The 20,292-nt window shown below is 72.5% G+C and carries 16 protein-coding genes; 7 read left to right on the top strand and 9 right to left on the bottom strand.

Annotation, left to right across the window (positions count from 1 at the left end; all coding sequences use genetic code 11):
• Positions 1-36: 36 nt before the first annotated feature.
• The 5 genes from EDF50_RS14065 to EDF50_RS14045 form a co-directional block, all read right to left on the bottom strand.
• Entirely contained in the window at positions 37-543 is a 507-nt protein-coding gene (locus EDF50_RS14065; RefSeq protein WP_123520136.1) for a DinB family protein, read from the bottom strand.
• 77 nt (positions 544-620) lie between these two features.
• Complete coding sequence (locus EDF50_RS14060) at positions 621-1,121, bottom strand: MarR family winged helix-turn-helix transcriptional regulator (RefSeq protein WP_123520135.1); 501 nt, start codon at positions 1,119-1,121, stop codon at positions 621-623.
• A 376-nt stretch (positions 1,122-1,497) separates the two neighbouring features.
• Entirely contained in the window at positions 1,498-3,861 is a 2,364-nt protein-coding gene (locus EDF50_RS14055; RefSeq protein ID WP_123520134.1) for a GNAT family N-acetyltransferase, read from the bottom strand.
• Positions 3,858-5,294: a lysine N(6)-hydroxylase/L-ornithine N(5)-oxygenase family protein gene (locus EDF50_RS14050; RefSeq protein ID WP_123520133.1), complete on the bottom strand. Its 1,437-nt coding sequence runs from the start codon at positions 5,292-5,294 to the stop codon at positions 3,858-3,860. Before EDF50_RS14050 ends, EDF50_RS14055 begins: the two co-directional genes overlap by 4 nt.
• A complete protein-coding gene (locus tag EDF50_RS14045) occupies positions 5,291-6,853 on the bottom strand; it encodes a pyridoxal-dependent decarboxylase (RefSeq protein ID WP_233570650.1) in 1,563 nt (520 codons plus the stop codon). Before EDF50_RS14045 ends, EDF50_RS14050 begins: the two co-directional genes overlap by 4 nt.
• Positions 6,854-7,014: 161 nt before the next feature.
• Between EDF50_RS14045 and EDF50_RS14040 the strand changes: the two genes are divergently transcribed.
• Entirely contained in the window at positions 7,015-7,959 is a 945-nt protein-coding gene (locus EDF50_RS14040) for a siderophore-interacting protein (protein WP_199738805.1), read from the top strand.
• Between the two features lie 135 nt (positions 7,960-8,094).
• Here EDF50_RS14040 and EDF50_RS14035 read toward each other — a convergent pair whose 3' ends face one another.
• From EDF50_RS14035 to EDF50_RS14025, 3 genes are all read right to left on the bottom strand, one after another.
• On the bottom strand, positions 8,095-8,763 hold the full coding sequence (locus EDF50_RS14035; RefSeq protein ID WP_123520131.1) for a hypothetical protein: 669 nt from the start codon (positions 8,761-8,763) through the stop codon (positions 8,095-8,097).
• A gap of 159 nt (positions 8,764-8,922) precedes the next feature.
• Positions 8,923-10,644: an alpha-glucosidase gene (locus EDF50_RS14030; protein WP_123520130.1), complete on the bottom strand. Its 1,722-nt coding sequence runs from the start codon at positions 10,642-10,644 to the stop codon at positions 8,923-8,925.
• Positions 10,641-11,477, bottom strand: a complete 837-nt coding sequence (locus EDF50_RS14025; protein ID WP_123520129.1) for a FadR/GntR family transcriptional regulator — start codon at positions 11,475-11,477, stop codon at positions 10,641-10,643. Before EDF50_RS14025 ends, EDF50_RS14030 begins: the two co-directional genes overlap by 4 nt.
• Before the next feature lie 127 nt (positions 11,478-11,604).
• Between EDF50_RS14025 and EDF50_RS14020 the strand changes: the two genes are divergently transcribed.
• The 6 genes from EDF50_RS14020 to EDF50_RS13995 all read left to right on the top strand — a co-directional run bounded on the left by EDF50_RS14020 (position 11,605) and on the right by EDF50_RS13995 (position 18,903).
• On the top strand, positions 11,605-12,531 hold the full coding sequence (locus EDF50_RS14020) for a proline iminopeptidase-family hydrolase (protein WP_233570649.1): 927 nt from the start codon (positions 11,605-11,607) through the stop codon (positions 12,529-12,531).
• A 45-nt stretch (positions 12,532-12,576) separates the two neighbouring features.
• Positions 12,577-14,031, top strand: a complete 1,455-nt coding sequence (locus tag EDF50_RS14015; RefSeq protein ID WP_123520127.1) for an APC family permease — start codon at positions 12,577-12,579, stop codon at positions 14,029-14,031.
• A complete protein-coding gene (locus EDF50_RS14010; protein WP_233570648.1) occupies positions 14,028-14,966 on the top strand; it encodes an acetamidase/formamidase family protein in 939 nt (312 codons plus the stop codon). The genes EDF50_RS14015 and EDF50_RS14010 overlap by 4 nt, the downstream gene beginning before the upstream one ends.
• 171 nt (positions 14,967-15,137) lie before the next feature.
• The gene (locus EDF50_RS14005) at positions 15,138-16,805 is read left to right on the top strand and encodes an MmgE/PrpD family protein (protein ID WP_123520126.1); all 1,668 of its coding nucleotides are present in this window, start codon (positions 15,138-15,140) and stop codon (positions 16,803-16,805) included.
• On the top strand, positions 16,805-17,704 hold the full coding sequence (gene prpB / locus EDF50_RS14000) for a methylisocitrate lyase (RefSeq protein ID WP_123520125.1): 900 nt from the start codon (positions 16,805-16,807) through the stop codon (positions 17,702-17,704). Before EDF50_RS14005 ends, prpB begins: the two co-directional genes overlap by 1 nt.
• Before the next feature lie 179 nt (positions 17,705-17,883).
• A complete protein-coding gene (locus EDF50_RS13995; RefSeq protein ID WP_123520124.1) occupies positions 17,884-18,903 on the top strand; it encodes a hypothetical protein in 1,020 nt (339 codons plus the stop codon).
• Positions 18,904-19,043: 140 nt separating this feature from the next.
• Here the strand turns inward: EDF50_RS13995 and EDF50_RS13990 are convergent, their stop codons facing one another.
• The gene (locus EDF50_RS13990; RefSeq protein WP_199738804.1) at positions 19,044-20,255 is read right to left on the bottom strand and encodes a M20/M25/M40 family metallo-hydrolase; all 1,212 of its coding nucleotides are present in this window, start codon (positions 20,253-20,255) and stop codon (positions 19,044-19,046) included.
• Positions 20,256-20,292: the final 37 nt, after the last annotated feature.

Raw genomic sequence — 20,292 nt, 5'->3', positions numbered from 1 at the left:
GTGTCGCGACGCGGCGGCGGGCGGCAGCCGGCGCGGCTAGCGGCGGTCGAGCAGGCCGCGCACGTACGAGGCCTGGCCGAGGTGCTGCACGCAGTCGTTCAGGATGCTGACGAGGCGGGCGCCGGCGGTGACCGGAGGGTCCCACGCCTCGTCCACCACGTCGTCGTAGGAGGCGCCGTCGAGGTCGTCCAGGTAGCCGCGCGTCCTCAGCGTGACGGCCTCGAGGTAGCCCACCAGCAGCTCGGCGTCGACGCGCACCGCGGCCACGTCCGACGGCGACATGCCGTAGCCCATCTCGGCCGACGAGAACGGGAGCCCGAACGACTCGGCCCAGCCGTCGGCCGTCCAGACCTGGTCGGACGCCGCCAGGTCGGCGATCTGGACGTCCTGCCCTCGGGCGGTGTGCCAGACGAGCCAGGCGATCGTGTTCGCCTCGTCATCCGGGCGCCAGGCGAGGTCGTCGACCGAGAGGTCGGCGACCGCCCGCACGGCGATGGCGGGGAGGCGCGAGAAGGCTTCGACGAGGACGTCCGAGGGGGTCATCGGCCCACCCTACGACCGGCTGCCCGCGCCGGTGCCGGTCGGGCGACCACCGATGTGGCGTCTGGTCCGGCGGCTGGTCAGGCGACGGCGTCGTCGCCGGCCGCGGCGCGCGTGAGCGAGTCGCCGATCGCGCGCATCGCCGCCGCGAGGAAGTCGAGGTGGTTGGGGTCGACCGCGTCGCGGAACGCCCGGCGGTAGAAGTCGTGGATCTGGTCGATCGCCTCGTGGCCGGCCGGGGCCAGCTCGAGCAGCACGCTGCGTCGGTCGGAGGGGTGCGGCTGGCGTGTGATGTAGCCGCCGCTCTCGAGTCGGTCGACCAGGCTCGTGGTCGCCCCGGTCGACAGTTCGAGGAACTCGGCGGCGCGCTTGGGGGTCGTGTCGTGGTCCGTCGCGATGAACGTCAGGCAGCGGAGGTCGGTCGTACCCATGCCGAAGTGGTCGGCGACGACCTTCTGCACGCGCTCGCCCTGTCGTTGCAAGGTCGCGTAGGCCTGGAGCACGAGCGTCACGTCGAGTTGGCCCTCGGCGTCGAGGGGCGGGGCGGAACCGGCGGGCGGCTGGGGCGAGACGTCGGACATGGTGGGCTCTCTGCTGGCGGGACGGCGACGCGAGGACGGAGCGAAGACGAGGAGGCGCGGCGACGGACGCCACGGACCCCCACGATACCTCGTCGAGTGAGTTGTACGAGCTTCGAATCACCCGTCACCCGGTGCGACCGCCACCGCCCCCTTGCAGTCTCCTCTTTCGAAGAGTATCTTGAAACGCGAGCAACTCGACGGCGGTACCGTCCTCGGAACTGCTCGACCCGCTGCCGGTGGTTCTCCCCCTGTGACCGGCGGCGTCCCCGCGCGGCCCGTGGCCACACGCGGACCCGGTGGTGGCCGACCGTGAATCGGCCACCACCTCCCCGGAGCGGAGGCGGCCCGACCGCCTCCGCCTCGAGGCCCGACGGGGTCACCGCGCGATCGGGTTGGCCAGCGTTCCGGCGTAGATCAGCGACGACGACTGCGCCGCCAGGTCGACCATCTGTCGGGTGTCGCGCAGCTGTAGCCGGTTCAGGCACGAGTGGTCGAAGCGTGCCGCCCGCAGGTCGACCGACCCCGGCAGGCCCGGGTGCTCGTCGGCGTGCCGGTCGACGCATTCGGCCACGAGCGCCCAGAACCGGGCCGCGGGCAGCACGCCGTCGCCGTCGAGGATCGCGGCCAGGTGCCGGAACACCCCGTCGAAGACGTCGGTGAACACCGCCAGCGCCTTCTCGCGATCGTCGACCGGGTGCACGGTCCGCCGCACGGCCTCGGGGACCTCACGCGGGGCGACGACGACGATCTCCTCGCCGATGTCCTTCATGAACGCCGCGGTCGGCACGCAGCCCTCGAGCACGAGGATGACGTTCTCGCCGTGCGGCATGAACGCCAGGTCGTGCGCCCGCAGGCAGTGCACGACCGGCCGCAGGTACGCGTGCAGGTACGACCGCAGCCAGTCCTCGGCCGACACCCCGGAGGCCTTCACGAGCGCCGAGGCGAGCGCGTCGCCGGCGCCGTCCCGGTGCAGCAACGCCGCCATCGTGGCCAGCCGCTCGCCCGGCCCGACCAACGGCACCGGGCTCTCGCGCCAGAGGGCCGCGATCATCTTGCGGTGCGGCGACGAGGTCGTGGTCCGGTGGTGGACGTCACCGGTGTAGCCGACGGAGGCGCGCTCCCTGAGGACCCGGAACCGCGCCTCCTGCAGGGTCGCGTCGGTGAGCACGAGGTCGTGCACCCAGTCGTTGATGGCGGGCGTCGGCCTCATGTAGGCCGGCGAGAGACCGCGGACGAAGCCCATGTTCTGGATCGCCAGCGCCGTCTTGACGTAGTGCCGGTCGGGCCGGCTGCGGTTCGCGAACGTACGGATCGACTGCTGCGCCTGGTACGTGTCGTCGCCCTCGCCGAGCAGCACGAGGTCGCGTCGGGCGACGTCCGGCGCGAACGAGATCGCGACGCGGTGCTGCCACTGCCACGGGTGGACCGGCAGGAAGTGGAACGCCGCCGGGTCGAGTCCCTTCGCGGCGAGGGTCGCGTCGAACCGGGCGACGGTCGCGGAGCCCAGCTCGGCCTGCCACAGCGACCCTTCGTCGAGCCCGGCGCCGAGCGCGAGGTGCGTGACCGACCGGCGGGCCGCCAGCCAGACCAGTCGCACGGGCGCCGCGGCCTCGGGCGCGAAGGCGTGGAACTCGTCGAGTCCGAGACCGATGCGTCCGTTGTTCGCGACGAAGCCCGGGTGCCCCTCGGTCATGGCGGACTCGACGGTCTGGAAGTCCGCGGTGGCCAACTGTCGGGCGGTCGGACCGCCTCGGTGACGCTTGTAGGCGGCGCTCGCCAGGGTCGACGAGACCTCCTCGAGGTAGGTGGTGAGCAACGACTCGGGGATGCCGAGCAGGTCGTCCAGCTCGACGATCAACGCGAGGGCGTCCAGCGGTTCGGGGCGGCCGTCGACCGTGCGCGTGACCGTCGTCTCGTCGACCGCCCAGTGCTCGAGGGCCTGCCGGCGGGCGGCGAAGCGGTAGTCGACGTGGTGGCCGTCGTGGTCGAGCGAGACCAGCCAGGAGTCGTCGGTCGCGGTGGTGTCGTCACTCACCGGGGCGATCAGCCGCTCGTGGGCGAACTCGCTCAGCGCCTTGGCCACGAGGTGCCGGTGCGCCCACTCCATCGGCCCGGGTGCGAGGTGCGCCGCCGCCCGGTCGTGCCGCGTCAGCACCGAGAGCCGCGCCGTCTTGTCGGGCAGCTCGACCTCGCCGAGCGCCCGGAACCCCACCTCGTCGTTCTTCGCCGCGATGCGGTCGTTGGCCACGTCGGGCTCGACGACGATCCGCCGCGCCTGCTCGATCGCGAAGACGAAGTCGACGACGCTCGCCATCACCGCACTGGTCAGCCCGTGCACGCGCTGCCCCCGGGGCGGGGCGACGAGCAGGTGCATGCCCACGTCGCCCGGCTCGGCGTCGTGCACCTCGGTCAGCAGCACCTCGGCCGGGTCGTAGGTCTCGACGAAGAACGTCGGCTCGCCGTCGACCCGGCCGAGCCAGGCCTGCTGGTGCGGGTCGGCGTCGATCGCCCTGAGGTACTCGCGCACCTCGTCGGTGCTCAGGCCCGCCATCTGCCAGGCGGCCGATGCCGGGTGCGCCAGCCAGCGGCGCAGACAGACGGCGTAGGGGTCGGCGGCGAACGGCTCGATCGTGACGAGACCGCAGGAGGCGCGGCGCGAGAACGCCACGCCCGTCGCCCGGTCGTCGGTGCGGGACGGGGCTGCGGGCGCGAGCGCCTCGATGTCGTGGGTGGTGCTCATCGGGTGACCCGCGCCTCCTCGGTCGGTGTCGCTGTCGCTGTCGCTGTCGACCCGGCGGGCCGGCCGAAGGTCTGGAAGGCGATGCGGCGTTCGAGGGGGTAGGGCTCGCGGCCGGTGATCGAGGCGATGATGCTCGAGTTCCGCCAGGCGCCGAAGCCGAGGTCGGGGGCGGTGAGGCCGTGGGTGTGCTCCTCGGCGTTCTGCACGAAGAGCCGGCCCCGGCCGCCGTCGATCGAGTAGTCGCGCGCCACGGCCAGGCGGCCGAGGTCGTCGCGGTCCACCCGGTCGCCGAGCGGGTCGAGGAAGCTCGGCACCCGGGCGGCGTAGCCCGTCGCCACGACGAGCGCCTCGGTGCGGCGGCTGGCCGTGGTGCCGAGCTGCGTGTGCCGCAGCGTGAGCTCGATCTGCTCGTCGTCGTCGACCCACCGGGCGTCGACCAGCTCGGTCTCGGTCAGCAGGGTCGAGTCGACGGGCCCGTCGACGCTCAGCCGGTAGAGCGTGTCGTACACGTCGTCGACGAGGTCGCCGCTGATGCCCTTGTAGAGGCTGCGCTGCTCGCGGCCCAACCGGTCGCGGGTCTCGCGCGGCAGCGAGTGGAAGTGGTCGGTGTACTCGGGGCTGGTCAGTTCGAGGGTGAGCTTCGTGTACTCCATCGGGAAGAACCGCGGCGACCGGGTGATCCAGTCGAGCCGGTGCCCCGGGCGGTCGCCGACGCGGGTCGTGTCGAGCAGGTCGCGGTAGATCTCGGCGGCCGACTGCCCGCTGCCGACGATCGTCACCGAGTCGGCGGCACGGAGGCGATCGCGGGCCGCCAGGTAGTCGGCGCCGTGCACGACGGGACCGCCTGGGCCGTGCCGGTCGGCGAGGCGCCGGAGCGGTTCGGGGAGGCGCGGCTCGGTGCCCACCCCCAGCACGACGTGACGGGCGTGCCAGGTCTCTGCGGCCCCGTCGGCGCCGCGTCGCGAGGTCACGACGAACGTGCCGTCGGGCTGCTCCTCGACGCTCGTGACGCGACGACCCCAGCGCAGGGTGTCGAGCTGGTCGGCGACCCACCGGCAGTAGGCGTCGTACTCGGCCCGCAGGGGGAAGAAGTCCTCACGGATGTAGAACGGGTAGAGCCGCCCGGTCGTCTTCAGCCAGTTCAGGAAGCCGAAGCGCGAGGTCGGGTCGGCCATCGTCACGAGGTCGGCCAGGAACGGCACCTGGATCGTCGCGCCCTCGATCATCATGCCGGGGTGCCAGGCGAAGCCGTCGGCCTGGTCGAGGAACACCGCGTCGACGTCGTCGAGCGGGTCGGTGAGGGCGGCCAGGCCGAGGTTGAACGGGCCGAGGCCGATGCCGACCAGGTCGTGGAGGCGCGGGCTGGCGTCGGGCGCGGCTGCGGCTGCGGCTGCGGTGGCGGCTGCGGGCGCCGCGGTCGTGGCGGCGGTCATCGGGCGGCCTCCGTCCCGGCGGCGACCAGGGTGGTGGCGTCGTCCTCGAGCAGAGCCCACGAGGAGGCGCGGACCAGCTCGAGCACGTCGCTCACGTCGTCGGGACCCGCGTCGGGGTTGAGCAGCGTCAGCTTCAGGCAGGGCCGTCCGTCGACGACGGTCTTCGCGACGATCGCCCTCCCCGACTCGAAGAGCACGCGTCGCACGAGCGGCACGAGCCGGTCGGCGGTCGCGTCGTCGACCTCCGCCGGTTGCCAGCGGAACAGCGCCGTGCTGAGCTGGGTCTCGGCGAGCAGGACGAACTCGTCGTCGCCGCGCAACAGGTCGTGGGCCTGCACCGCGAGGTCGATCACCCGGTCGACCAGCTCGCCGACGCCGTCGGCGCCGAGGGCACGCAGCGTCGCCCAGAGCTTGAGCGCGTCGAACCGTCGGGTGGTCTGCAGCGACTTCGACACCTGGTTCGGCTCGGGGTCGGCGAGCGGGTTGAGGTAGTCGGCGTGCCAGGCGACCGGGTCGAGGTCATGGCCGTCGCGCACGACCAGCGCGCTCGACGACACCGGCTGGAAGAACGTCTTGTGGAAGTCGACGGTGACGGACCGCGCACGCTCGATGCCGTCGAGCAGGTGTCGACGCGTGGGCGAGACGAGCAACCCGCCACCGTAGGCGGCGTCGACGTGCAGCCAGACGCCCGTGCGGTCGCAGACCTCGGCGATCGCGGTGAGCGGGTCGAGGCACCCGCGGTCGGTCGTACCGGCGGTCGCCACCACCGCGACCGGCAGGTGTCCGGCCTGACCGAGGGCGTCCAGCGTGACGGCGAGGGCCTCGGGCCGCATCCGGCCGGCGTCGTCGGTGGGCACGGTCACGACGGCGTCCTCGCCGAGCCCGAGCAGTCGGGCCGACTTCTGCACGCTGAAGTGGCTCTCGGCGGTGGCGAGCACGACCATGCGGCCGAGCAGGTCGTGCAGCGCCGTGACGCGCGGGACGGGACGGTGACCGGCGGCGGCCGCGTTCCGCAGCCGCGCCTCCTCGGCCGTCGCCTCGTCGCGGGCGCGCGCCGTGGCGTGCTCGCGGGCGAGCAGCAGGGCGTGCAGGTTCGACTGCGTGCCGCCCGAGGTGAAGACGCCGTCGCGGGTGACCGGATCGAAGCCGATGCGCCCGGCGGTCCAGTCGACGAGCCGACGTTCGATCAGGGTGCCGACGGCCGACTGATCGTAGGTGTCGACGGACGGGTTCACCGCGGCGAGCACGGCCTCGGCGGCGACGGCGGGCAGGGCGACCGGGCAGTTGAGGTGCGACTGGTAGGCGGGGTCGTGGAACCAGACGGCGTTCGCCGTGAAGAGCTCGTCGACCTCGCGCAGGGCGTCGTCGGTGCCCGTGCCCGGGGCGTCGAGGTCGACGGCGTCGACGAGGCGCTGCAGGTGCGCACGGTTCTCGCCCGAGAAGGGTTGGCGCGTCGTGCGGAAGCGGTCGGCGATCCGGGCGACGGCGGCGCCGGTGAGGCGCTCGTACTCGTCGGCGGTCGCGGTGGTGAGCAGTGCGGACGCGTGTTGTTCGGACACGGGTCTCCTTCGGATCGTGGTGGAGCAGTGGGGCACGGCGCGTTGTCGCGGGTCGTGCAGGTCGGGCGGGTCGGGCGGGTGGCTCGACGTCGGCGTGCCCGTCGGGGGCGTGGTCGTCGATACCGGATGCGGCCCGCGGTTCGTTAGGTTAGCCTTACCTTATGTCGACCCGCCGCCCGCCCGTCAAGCCCGCCGAACCCCGAATGCACCGCCTCGAGGTGCTGCGCTCGGAGCGTGTCTCGCCGAGCTTCCAGCGCGTCACCGTCGTCGGCGACGACCTGCACGAGTTCGGCGACATGGGCTTCGACCAGTGGTTCCGGCTGTTCCTGCCGGTACCCGGCGGCGACACGCTGCGGCTGCCGCGCGCCACGACCTCGCTCTGGTACGCGCAGTACCTGGCGATCCCCGAGGCCGAGCGGCCGCACTGCGCGAACTACACGGTGCGCGAGTTCCGGCCGGCGGGTTCGGTGGGTGCGGGTGCGGGTGCGGACACCGGCGCGGGCGCGGGTGCGGGTGCGGCCGGGGCGTCGCGCGCCGAACTCGACATCGACTTCGTGCTGCACCGCGGCGAGTCGGGCGAGCTCGAAGGAGGCGCGGCGATCTGGGCCTGCGCCGCCCGCCCCGGCGACGCCCTCGGCCTGCTCGACCAGGGCGTGCTGTTCAATGCACCCGACGACGCGACCGAGATCCACCTGGTCGCCGACGAGACCGGGCTGCCGGGGACGGAGGGGATCGTGCGGTCACTGCACCGCGCCTCCGTGGGGTCCGTGATCCAGGAGGTGCCGACCCGGGCGGACGTGCGCCCGCTCGACGCGCCGGACGGCGTCGAGGTGACGTGGGTGGTGCGGGACGAGCTCGACGCGCGCGGGCTCGGCGGCGGCGAGGCCGGTGCCGGTGCCGGTGCCGGTGCTGGTCCCGGTGCCGGTGCCGGTGTCTTGCCGGGGGAGGGGGCGCTCGCCGCGCTGCTGTCGCGGTCGGCGGCCGACCCGCGGGCCTACGCCTACGTCGTGGGTGAGTCCGCGTTGGCGACCGGCGGGCGGCGGCACCTGCACGCGGCGGGGCTGCCGAAGAACCGCATCACGTTCTCGGGGTACTGGAAGCGCTGAGGGCCCGGCCCGCTGGTGAGGTCGAACCACCGTCGCGTCGTGGAGCCACCTTCCCGCGTGGTTCGACGACACGACGGTGGTGCGACGTGCTCGCGGACGAGGGCGCTCGAGGGTGAACCGGTCACCAGGCCACCATCACCAGGCCGCGGGCAGCGGGTCCCCGGCGGCGGGCGGGTGCTCGACGAGGGCGACGGCGTCGTCGCGGCCGACGTGCCCGGGGAAGTTGTAGCGGGCGAACCGGCCGCTCGGGTCGTGGATCGAGGTCGGCATGGCGACGGATGTGCGGCGCAGCGCCTCCGCCAACACGGCGGTCGAGATCGGGTCGAGGGTCGCGTCCTGCCGGTCGCGCAGGATGAACTCGACCCGCGCCTCCTCGGCCGTCAGCCGGAGGACGAGCACCCGACCGCCGGTCCCGACGGGAGCCGTCGTCAGGACGGCCCGATCGACCTGGACCAAGGGGATAGGTCGGCGGGTGCCGGCGCGCAACTGCCCCGAGTCGAGGTCGATCCACGGCTGCGGGGCCCGGGCGTTCCGGATCACCGTGATCAGCGCGAAGATCCCGACCGTCACCCCGACGGCCACCAACAGGGCGAGATCCCACCGGAAGCCGATCTCGGCGATGCGGAAGAAGAACTGGACGGCCTGGATCGCCGCGAGGAACGCGAACGCCGTCGTCGCCCCGACCCACGTCGACCACCAGCGGCGCTCGCCGATGCGCACCCAGCCGTGCGGGAGCTCGGTCGGTGCGGGGTCGGCGGGTGCCGGGTCGTCGGGAGGCGCGGGCGCGTCGTCGGGATCGCTCACCTCGCCGACGCTAGCGCCTCCCGGGGGCCCGAGTCGCACCGTCGACCGAACGTCGCACCGCGAACGGAGGCGGTGCGACGTTCGGCCGACGGTGCGATGCGAGCCCGCGGGGAGGCGCGGGGCGGGCGTGAGGGACCTGCGCCTCCGGGGAGGCGCGGGTCAGGCCTGCAGGACGCGGACCTCCCAGGGGGCGAGCGTCAGCCCGGCCCCGCCGGGCACGTTGCCGATCACGACCTGCGGCACCGACCGGCGGCGCAGCGCCGGGTGCAGGGCGGGGTCGAGCTCGTACGGCTCGCCCGACCAGTTCGCCAGCACGAGCAGCTGCTCGTCCCCGAGGGTGCGGGTGAACGCGTACAGCCGCTCGTCGTCCGGGGCGAGCAGCTCGAACGACCCGAGCGCCACGACCGGCGACTCGTGCCGCAGCGCGATCAGGCGACGGTAGTGCTCGAACACCGAGCGGTCGCCGGCCGCACGGTCGGCGTCGACGTTCACGGTGTCGTGGTTCGGAACCACCTCGATCCACGGGGTGCCGGTGCTGAATCCCGCCGCCGCGCCTCCTGACCACGGGAGCGGGGTACGCGCGTTGTCACGGCTGCGGAAGCGCAGCGCCTCGAGCAGGACCTCGGGGTCGGCACCCGCGGCGACCGACTCGTCGTACCAGTTGATCGACTCGATGTCGCGGTACTGCTCGATCGAGGTGAAGCCGGCGTTCGTCATGCCGATCTCGTCGCCCTGGTAGACGTACGGCGTGCCGCGGTGCAGGTGCAGCACGGTGGCCAGCAACGTCGCCGACTCGGTCCGGTACCGACCGTCGTCGCCGAAGCGCGACACCGAACGGGGCTGGTCGTGGTTGCCGAGGTAGAGGCTGTTCCACCCCTGGTCGGCGAGTCCGTCCTGCCAGCGCGACAGCGAGCGTTTCAGCGCCACGAGGTCGAAGGGACGGTTGTCGAACTTCGAGTCCGGGCCGTGGTCGAGGCCGACGTGCTCGAACTGGAACACCATGTCGAGCTCGTGCCGGTCGGCCGCCGTGAACAGCCTCGCGTCGTCGACGGTCACGCCCGGCATCTCGCCGACCGTGATCAGCTCGCGGTCGGTGCGGTGCGCGAAGACCTCGCGGTGCATTTCGCGCAGGTGGTCGTGGATGCGCCCGCCCATCACGAAGTGCGACGCGCCCGGCGCCAGCGACGAGGGCTCCTTCGCGATGTGGTTGATCACGTCCATGCGGAAACCGTCGACGCCCCGGTCGAGCCAGCGGTTCATCATGTCGAAGACGGCGCGGCGCAGGTCGGGGTTCTCCCAGTTGAGGTCGGGCTGCTTCGACGCGAACATGTGCAGGTAGTACTGGCCGGTGCGCTCGTCGAGGGTCCAGGCCGGGCCGCTGAAGGCGCTCCGCCACGCGGTCGGGTACGTGCCGGCCCCGGGCGTTCCCGGAGCGTCCGTCCCCTCGCCCTCGGGCAGCGGGTCGCGCCAGAGGTACCAGTCGCGCTTCGGGTCGTCGCGCGAGGACCGGGCCTGCTCGAACCACGAGTGCTCGTCGCTGGTGTGGTTGACGACGAGGTCCATGACCAGCTTCATGCCGAGCGCGTGGACCTCGTCCAGCAGCGCGTCGAACTCGCCGAGCGTGCCGAACGAGGGGTCGACGTCGTCGTAGTCGCTGATGTCGTAGCCGTTGTCGGCCTGGGGCGAGCGGTAGATCGGCGACAGCCAGATCACGTCGACCCCGAGGTCGTGCAGATGTCCGAGCCGCTGCCGGATACCGCCGAGATCGCCGACACCGTCGCCGTTCGAGTCCGCGAAGCTGCGCGGGTAGATCTGGTAGACCGTCGCGGTCGTCCACCAGGCGGGTGGCTCGGTGGTGTCGTTCGTCGTCGATTCGCTCACCCGCCCAGCCTGTCATGGCCGAGGCGTCGGTCGGCAGCGTCGGCGCGGCCGAGCTCGCGCTCGAGCAGTTCGAGGTCGATCTTGACGTGCTCGCGGGCGATGCCCGCGGCGTCCGCCGCCCGCCCGTCGCAGATCGCGACGACGAGTGCCTCGTGGTCGGCGAGGGCGCGCAGCTCCATCTCGCGCATGCCGTCCGGTCCGCCCCAGAGGTGCGCCGGTGCCGAGATGCTCACCCTGGCCTCGAGGTCGAACAGCACGCCGCGCAACGTGGCGTTGCCCGCCGCCTCGGCGATCGCGACGTGCAGGGCCTCGTCGGCCTTCTGCGACGCGAGCCCCGACGGCGCCTCGCGGTAGCCCTCGAGACGGTCGTGCAGCCGCTCGACGTCGGCCGGCGTGCGGTTCTCGGCGGCTGCTTCGGCGACGACGCCGTGCAGGCGGCTGATCGCCTCGCTGGTGTCGCGGAGGTCGGACCAGCGCGCCGAGAGCGTGCGGCGGACGACGTCGGTGCCCACCCCCGGAGGCGGCGCCTGGACGAACGAGCCGCCCCCGCGTCCGCGTTGCGTCACGATCAGCCCCTGGTCGACCAGTCGGGCGAGGGCGGCGCGGACGGTCATGCGCCCGACCCGCAGCGAGGCGGCGAGGTCTCGCTCCGCGGGCAGGCGCGAGCCGGGCAGGTACTCGCCGATGGTGATGGCCGTGACGAGGCGGTCGGTGATGTCGTCGACCCGCGTCGTGGGGGCGAGGGGAGCGCCGAGAGCGCCACCGAGGGCGCCGTCGGTCGCGACGTCCGAGCGTGCGCCGCCCGCGCCTCCCCGGCTGTCGTCCTGGCCCATCGCGTCCCCGTCCCGGCGTCCCGACCCGCCGCCCGCCGCGCGGACGAGGTCTCGTCGTGTTACAGGCAGATTAAGGCATCGCTAAAGGTCTTGTCGCGAGACCTTAGCCGGGTGCATGCTCACCGGCATGTCCACGATCACCACCGGCACCGCCCCCTTCCACGACGCCGAGACCTGGTACCGCGTCACCACGCCCGACGAGCCGCGCGAGGGTGCGCTGCCCCTCGTCGTGCTGCACGGCGGCCCGGGGATGGCCCACGACTACCTGCGCAACCTCGAGGCCCTCGCCGACGAGACCGGTCGCACCGTCGTGCACTACGACCAGCTCGGCTGCGGCCGGAGCACCCACCTGCCCGACGCCCCCGTCGGCTTCTGGCGACCCGAGCTGTTCGTCGCCGAGTTCGAGAACCTCGTCGCGCACCTCGGCCTCGAGCGGTACCACCTGCTCGGGCAGTCGTGGGGCGGCATGCTCGGCGCCGAGATCGCCGTGACGGCACCGGCCGGGCTGGCGAGCCTGGCGATCTGCAACTCGCCCGCCTCCATGCGGCTCTGGGTCGAGGGTGCCGGCGAGCTGCGCGCGCAGCTGCCGACCGACACCCAGGAGGCGCTGGCCCGGCACGAGACGGACGGCACGACCACCGACCCCGAGTACCTCGCCGCCACCCAGGTGTTCTACGAGCGTCACGTCTGCCGCGTGGTGCCCATGCCGCAGGACTTCGTCGACAGCGAGGAGCAGATGGAGGCCGAGCCGACCGTCTACCACACGATGAACGGGCCGAACGAGTTCCACGTGATCGGCACGATGCGTGACTGGACCATCGTCGACCGTCTGCCGTCCGTCACCGCGCCGACCCTCGTCGTCGCGGGCGAGTTCGACGAGGCCACCCCCGCGACCTGGCAGCCGTTCGTCGACGGCATCGCCGACGTCCGGTCGCACGTGTTCCCGGGCGCCAGCCACTGCTCGCACCTCGAGCAGCCCGAGGAGTTCCGCGCGGTCGTCGCGCCCTTCCTCGCGACGCACGACGGCCTGCGTGACGCGACCCGCGCCTCCTGACCCCACCGCACCGCCCCGATCCCCACCCGAGCGAGAGAGCACACCATGTCCCTGCCCACGAAGGCCGCCTCCGGCGGTGAGCTGAGCAACCAGCAGCAGCTCGAGCAGTACGGCTACAAGCAAGAACTCAAGCGGTCGGTCTCGACCGTCGACCTGCTGATCTACGGCCTGATCTTCATGGTGCCGATCGCGCCCTGGGCGATCTTCGGCACCGTCTACAACGCCTCGTCCGGCATGGTGCCGCTGGTCTACCTGGTCGGTCTCGTCGCGATGATCTTCACGGCGCTCGCCTACGCGCAGATGGCGAAGTCGATCCCGCTGGCCGGGTCGGTCTTCTCGTACGTGGGGCGCGGCATCCACCCCGTGGCCGGGTTCTTCGCCGGCTGGGCGATCCTGCTCGACTACCTGCTGGTGCCGACGCTGCTCTACGTCTTCGCGGCCGAGTCGATGATCGGCATCTTCCCCGGCACCGCCCGCTGGATGTGGGCCCTGATCTTCGTGGCGATCAACACCGCGGTGAACCTGCTCGGCATCAGCTCGATCAAGCTCATGAACCGGGTGTTCCTCGCCATCGAGGTCGTCTTCATCGTGATCTTCGTCATCATCGCCGTGACCGCACTGAACGGCGGCACGATCCCGGGCGCCGAGTTCACCACCGATCCGGTCTGGGACTCGAGCAAGGTCACCGCGCCGCTGATCGCCTCGGCGCTCTCGATCGCCGTGTTGAGCTTCTTGGGCTTCGACGGCATCTCGACCCTCGCCGAGGAGAGCACGGGCAAGCGCGGCGGAGCCGGCAAGGCCATGATCATCGCCCTCTTCATCGTGGCGTTCTGCTTCGTGCTGCAGACCTGGCTGGCGAGCGCGCTCGCCGCGGGCCGTGACTCGTTCCCCGAGGGGGAGGCCGGCAACGCCTTCTTCGACCTGGTGCGCGAGGCCTCGACCAGCGGCTGGGCGACGGCGTTCTTCGTCGTCAACGTGCTGGCCGTCGGCATCGCCAACGCCATGGCCGCGCAGGCCGCGACCTCACGCCTGCTGTTCTCGATGAGCCGTGACGGGCAGCTGCCGGCCTTCCTGTCGAAGATCAACACGCGTCAGGTCCCGCAGGCCGCGATCCTCGTCGTGTCGGCGCTCTCGGCCGTGCTCGTGCTCTTCTTCGTCGGTCAGATCGACGTCATCGCGTCGCTCGTCAACTTCGGGGCGCTCTTCGGCTTCATGCTGCTGCACGTGTCCGTCGTCGTGCACTACGTCGTCAAGAAGAAGTCCCGCAACTGGTTGCTGCACCTGGTCGTGCCCGTGGTCGGGTTCCTGATCATCGGCTACGTGCTCGTCAACGCGGCCCCCGAGGCCAAGATCGGCGGCGTGGTCTGGCTCGTGCTCGGCGCGGGCGTGTTCCTCTACTACCGCAGCCGAGGAGGCGCGGCGCCGACCCTCGGGCAGGGCGCGGACGAGCCGGCGGTCACATCGGTGCCCGCGGCCGACTCCGAACGGCGCGACGCGTGAGCGCCGTCGACGGCATCGACCACTTCCTCGGCAAGGAGCACGGTCGCCCCGGCTTCACCGCCACGGTCCCGCCGGTCCTGCGCATCGAACCCGGCACGGGCGAGCGCATCGGGTTCGAGACGAGCGACGCCGTCTACGCCGAGCTGCACGAGCACCACGACCTCGCGAAGCTGTCGGTGCCGATCAACCCGGTCACCGGGCCGGTCTACGTCGAGGGCGCGAAGCCGGGCGACGCGCTCGCGGTGACGGTGCACGAGATCCGGCTGATCGAGCACGGCTGGTCGGTCAGCCTGCCCGGGTCCGGAGCCCTGCAGCACGTGATGGGCGACGAGATGTTCACCCGTCGCGTGCCGATCGACTCCGACGGGGTGCACGTGACCGACCGGCACGTGTTCGAGGCCCGGCCCATGATCGGCTGCATGGGCACCGCACCGGCCGAGGGCGAGAACTCGACGATCATGCCCGCGTACGCCCAGGGCGGCAACATGGACGTCACCGAGAACACGGTCGGCTCGACGGTCTACCTGCCCGTCATGGTCGAGGGCGCGTACCTGTCGATCGGCGACGTCCACGCGATCATGGCCGAGGGCGAGTCGTCGTTCGTGGCGATCGAGGCCGAGGGCACGGCGGTGGTCTCGATCGACCTCGTGCCGGGGATCGGACTGCGGGCGCCACGCATCGAGACCGCGGACGACTGGATCTTCATCGGCCTCGGCGACCCGGTCCAGGAGAGCATCCGCCGCGGCTACGAGGACGCCTTCGCGTTCCTGGTCGACGACCACGGCTGGTCGCGCGGCGACGCGTACGCGGTGCTCAGCGCCGTCGGGCACTCGCGCCTCGGCGGCCCCACCGGCTCGGTCGCCCCCGATCCGCTGCACCCGTTCGACGCCGTCGGCGCCGTCACGCTGCACCGTGTCCCCAAGAGCGTGCTCTGAGCTCGAGACCCCAGGAACTCGCCGAGACCCCCGTGCGCGCGCGGGGGTCTCGGCGACTTCCGGGGGTCTGACGTGGGCGGGATGCGAGACTGGTCGGCAACGACACGGCCGTCACCGACGACGGCGCACGGCGGGCCGCGACGACGCCCGCCCCACCAGAGAGGGTGGCCGATGGGCACGCAGCACGAGCAGGGGTCCGAGCACGCACACGACGCCGGGGCGACGACCGAGGCGAGCGGCGGGGGCGACGCGACCCGCGCCTCCTCGTCCGGGGCCCCGGGCGGGCCGGACGGGCCCGGCACCCCGGCCGCCGACCTCGTCGTGCACACGGTGCGGGTGCACCGCAGCGACGAGCTGCTGGCCCGCGAGGACGAACTCGCCTGGCGCCTCGCCGCGCTCGCCACCGACGACGCACCCGTCGACGACGACGTGACCGAGATGGTGATCAACCGCCTGATCGACAACGCCGCGGTCTCGGCCGCGTCGCTGCTGCGCGCACCGGTCGCCGTCGCGCGAGACCAGGCGCTCGCGCACCCGCCGACCTCCGGAGGCGCGGGCTCGCAGGTCACGGGCGTCGCGCCCGAGCACCCCGTCTCGCCCGAGTGGGCCGCCTGGTCGAACGGGGTCGCCGTGCGCGAGCTCGACTTCCACGACACGTTCCTCGCGGCGGAGTACTCGCACCCCGGCGACAACATCCCGGCCCTCGTGGCCGTGGCGCAGCACCGTGGACTCGACGGGGCGGCCCTGCTGCGCGGGATCGTCACCGGCTACGAGGTGCAGGTCGACCTCGTCCGCGCGATCAGCCTGCACGCCCACAAGATCGACCACGTCGCCCACCTCGGCCCGTCGGTCGCGGCCGGCCTCGGCACGATGCTCGGGCTCCCGACCGACGTGGTGCACCAGGCGATCGGCCAGGCATTGCACACGACGACCGCCACGCGGCAGTCGCGCAAGGGCGCGATCTCGTCGTGGAAGGCCTACGCCCCCGCCCACGCCGGCAAGGCCGCGGTCGAGGCCGTCGACCGGGCGATGCGCGGGCAGGGCAGTCCCGCCCCGATCTACGAGGGAGAGGACGGCGTGATCGCCTGGTTGCTCGACGGGCCCGGGGCGTCCTACGACGTGCCCCTGCCGACACCGGGCGCGCCGAAGCGGGGCATCCTCGACACCTACACGAAAGAGCACTCGGCCGAGTACCAGGCCCAGGCGTGGATCGACCTGGCCCGCCGGCTCGGTCGTTCGCACCCGGCGCTGCGTGACCCGTCGCAGGTGCGCGGCATCGTGCTGCACACCAGTCACCACACGCACGTCGTGATCGGTTCGGGCGCCGGCGACCCGCAGAAGTACGACCCCACGGCCAGCCGTGAGACGCTCGACCACTCGATCCCGTACATCGTGGCCGTCGCCCTGCAGGACGGCGAATGGCACCACGAGCGCAGCTACGCCCCGGCCCGGGCGCAGCGGCCCGACACGGTCGAGCTGTGGCAGCTCATCACCACGGCCGAGGACCCCGCCTGGACGGCCCGCTACCATTCGACCGATCCTGCCGAGAAGGCCTTCGGCGGTCGCATCGAGGTCGAGTTCGTCGACGGCACGACCCTCGTCGACGAGATCGCCGTCGCCGACGCCCACCCGCTGGGGGCGCGGCCCTTCGGACGCGAGGACTACGTGCGCAAGTTCCGCACGCTGGCCGAGGGAGTGCTGCCGGACGCCGAGGTCGAGCGGTTCGTCGACCTGGCCACGCGCCTCCCCTCGTTGACGCCGGACGAGGTGCGCCAGTTGGGCATCGTCGCGCCCGACGCCCTGGCGGGTGCGGCCGCCCAGCCGGGCGGGCTGTTCTGATGCTGTACTCGACGGTGTCGCCGGCCGACAAGCGTGCGGCGTTCCGGGCGGGGCTGGCCGACGAACGCACGCTGACGTTCCCGGGGGCGTTCACCCCGCTGACCGCCCGGCTGATCGAGCAGAAGGGCTTCGACGGCGTCTACGTGTCGGGTGCCGTGATGGCCAACGAACTCGGGCTGCCCGACATCGGCCTCACCACGCTGACCGAGGTCGCCACCCGGGCCGGTCAGATCGCGTCGATGACCGACCTGCCCGTGCTCGTCGACGCCGACACCGGGTTCGGCGAGCCCATGAACATCGCCCGCACCGTGCAGACGCTCGAGGCCGCCGGCGTGGCCGGGCTGCACGTCGAGGACCAGGTCAACCCCAAGCGCTGCGGCCACCTCGACGGCAAGCAGGTCGTCGACGCGGCGACGGCGACCGGTCGCATCCGGGCCGCGGTCGACGCCCGACGGGACCCCGCGCTGGTGATCATGGCGCGCACCGACGTCCGGGCGCTCGACGGGCTCGCGGCGACGATCGACCGTGCTCGCGCCCTGGTGGACGCGGGCGCCGACGCGATCTTCGCCGAGGCGATGGCCGACCTCGGCGAGTTCGAGGCGATCTGCTCGGCGCTCGACGTGCCCGTGCTCGCCAACATGACCGAGTTCGGCAAGAGCCCGCTCTTCACGCACCGGCAGCTGCACGACGTCGGGGTGAGCATGGTGATCCATCCGGTGTCGCTGATGCGGGCCGCGATGGGTGCCGCGTCGCGGGCGCTCGACGCACTGGTCGCCGACGGCACGCTCGAGTCGCAGGTGCCGTCGATGCAGACCCGGGCCGAGCTGTACGAGCTGATCGACTATCCCGGCTACGCCCGCTTCGACGCCGGCGTCTACGACTTCACGCTCGACGCCTGACGCCGGTGCCGAACACCGCCGAGTGGACAGTGCGCCGCGTCATGCGGCGGTGTGCTGTCCACTCGGCGGTTCTCGGCGCACACAGGTCGTCTCGTCCACATGATGCGGTAGGCGGGCGGTCGTCCACAGGAAGGCTCTGGAGGCGCGGCCGGGTCCGATCGACGGCCGAGCATCGACGGATGGACGACGACCTCCCCGATCTGATCTTCTCCGCCACGCCGGGTGCGCAGTCACGTGAGGCGCGCGCCCTGCGACACGAGGCCGCCGCGGGGCGTCTCGTCCGCGTCCAACGAGGCGTCTACGTGCCGACGGAGGACTGGGGCCGGCTGAGGCCCTGGCGTCGCCACGTCGTCCGGGTGCGGGCCGCCGTGTCCGCACTCCCCGCCGACTGCGTCGTGTCCCACGGGTCGGCCGTCGCCGTACACGGGCTGCCCAGCGTCCAGGGCGACCCGCGCCGGGTGCACGTGATCGACCGGCGCCGGGCCTCTACCCAGAGCACGCCGGTCCTCGTCAAACACGCGGTCCGTCTCCAGGACGATGAGGTCGAGTCGGTGGGCGACCTGCTGGTCACGAGCGAGCTGCGCACCGCCTTCGACGTCGCGAAGTCATCCGGGTTCGACGACGGCGTCCTCTGTCTCGACGGTGTGATGCGTCGTCGGCTCATGGTCGCGGGGCGGCTTCCGAGGGCCATCGAGATGCGCACCCGAGTCGACGATCTGCGTGACGAGTTCCGGCTCCGGTTCGGGGCGATGGGCGACCGCACGGTCGGACGACGGGGTGAGCTGGCACTCGAGCGAGCGGTGTCGTTCGCCACGCCCCTGTCCGAGAATGGCGGGGAGTCGCTCGTGCGGGTCGTGTTGCATCGGCTCGGCGCGCCTCAGCCGATCCTGCAGGAGGAGTTCTCCGACGCCCGGGGATTCGTCGGACGATGCGACTTCTTCTTCGCAGAATTCGGGTTCGTGCTCGAGTTCGACGGTTTCGGCAAGTACTCGGACCCTCGCCTGCTCGCGGGCTCGTCCCCGGCCGAGGTCGTTCGACGTGAGAAGAAGCGCGAGGCTCGCTTGCTGGGGACGGGCCGGGTCCGACGCATCGAGAGATGCGACATCGACGACGTGCTCGATCCGCGGCGACTGGCGGCGATCGTGCGCCGTGGCGGGGTGCCGCTGCGGCCGGGTCGCGCCTCGGCGTCGTGGTCGTGAGGGTGCCCTGTTCGCACAGGGTCGCCGGCGGCGCCGCCGCAACGAACCGCCGAGTGGACAAGGCGCCGTGTCGTGCGGCGGCGTGGTGTCCATTCGGCGGTGCGGTGCGGGGCGGTGCGCTGCGGTGGGGGTGCGGGTGGTCAGGCGAGGTCGGCGAGCAGGGCGCTGACGAACTCGGTGCGCTCGACCATTCCGCGCACGCTGATCCACTCGTGGCGGGCGTGCGCTCCGCCGCCGACGCCGCCGACCCCGTCGAGCACGGCCAGCCCGAGCGCGGCGGCGAAGTTGCCGTCGCTGGCGCCGCCGACCGACACCTCGCGCAGCTCGAAGCCGAGCGACGCGGCGACCCGGGCCGCGCGTTCGTACAGCGCACCGGTCGCGGCCGAGCGTTCCATCGGTGGACGGTTCCAGCCTCCCGTGACCTTCAGAGACGCCGCCGGGTCGTGGGGCGTGAGGGCCGCGAAGACCCGCTCGATGCGTTCGGCCTCGGCGGACGAGGTGACGCGCACGTCGACCATCGCCCGCGCGTAGCCGGCCTTGACGTTGGTGCGGGTGCCGCCCTGCAGCACTCCCACGTTGAGCGAGGTGCCCGCCTCGAAGTCGGCGGCGGCGTGCAGCGTCATGACGGCGCGGGCGATCTCGTCGACGGCGCTCGCACCCGATCGCGGGTGGAGCCCGGCGTGCACCTCGACCCCGAAGGCCTCCACCTCGTAGATGCCGACGCCCTTGCGGGCGGTCTTGACGGCGCCGTCGGCGGCGGACTCGAAGACGAACACCGCGCCTCCTCGTCCGACCTCTCGCTCGATCGCCTCGCGCGACGCGATGCTCCCGACCTCCTCGTCGCCGTTGAGCAGCAGGCGGACGTTCGGGCGGGGCAGCCCCAGGCGGTCGCCGATCGCCAGCGCGTTGCCGAGCTGGATCAGCCCGGACTTCATGTCGAAGACGCCGGGGCCGGTCATGCGGTCGCCCTCGATGGTCACGGGCCAGTCGGCGAGCGTGCCCTCGGACCACACGGTGTCGTAATGGCACAGGGCCGACACCCACTCGGTCGACCCCGACGGCGACGGGTAGTCGAGGGTGACCGTGTCGCCGAAGCCCTCGACGACGTGCACCCGGCGGTCGGCCGGTGGACCGACCGTGTCGCCGAGCCACTCCTCGATCCAGCGGAGCCCCGCCTCGAGCAGGTCGACGTCGTCGGACGGCGTCTCGAGGCTCGCGTAGGTCGTCAGGTCGGCCACCATCGCGTCGAGGCGCGCCTCGACCTCACGGCGCACGGCGGTGACCTGGTCGGGCTGCAGGGGGTCGTGGCTCACGGTCTCGCTCTCGTCGGGCCCGCCGTGGTGTGCGGGCATCTGACCATCTCACTCCCGCGGGCGGGCCGGCGACCGG

The sequence above is a fragment of the Frigoribacterium sp. PhB24 genome (assembly GCF_003755185.1).
Lineage (GTDB): Bacteria > Actinomycetota > Actinomycetes > Actinomycetales > Microbacteriaceae > Frigoribacterium.
Note: the sequence above shows the minus strand (reverse complement) of the source record. Positions and strands in the feature narration are given on the sequence as shown.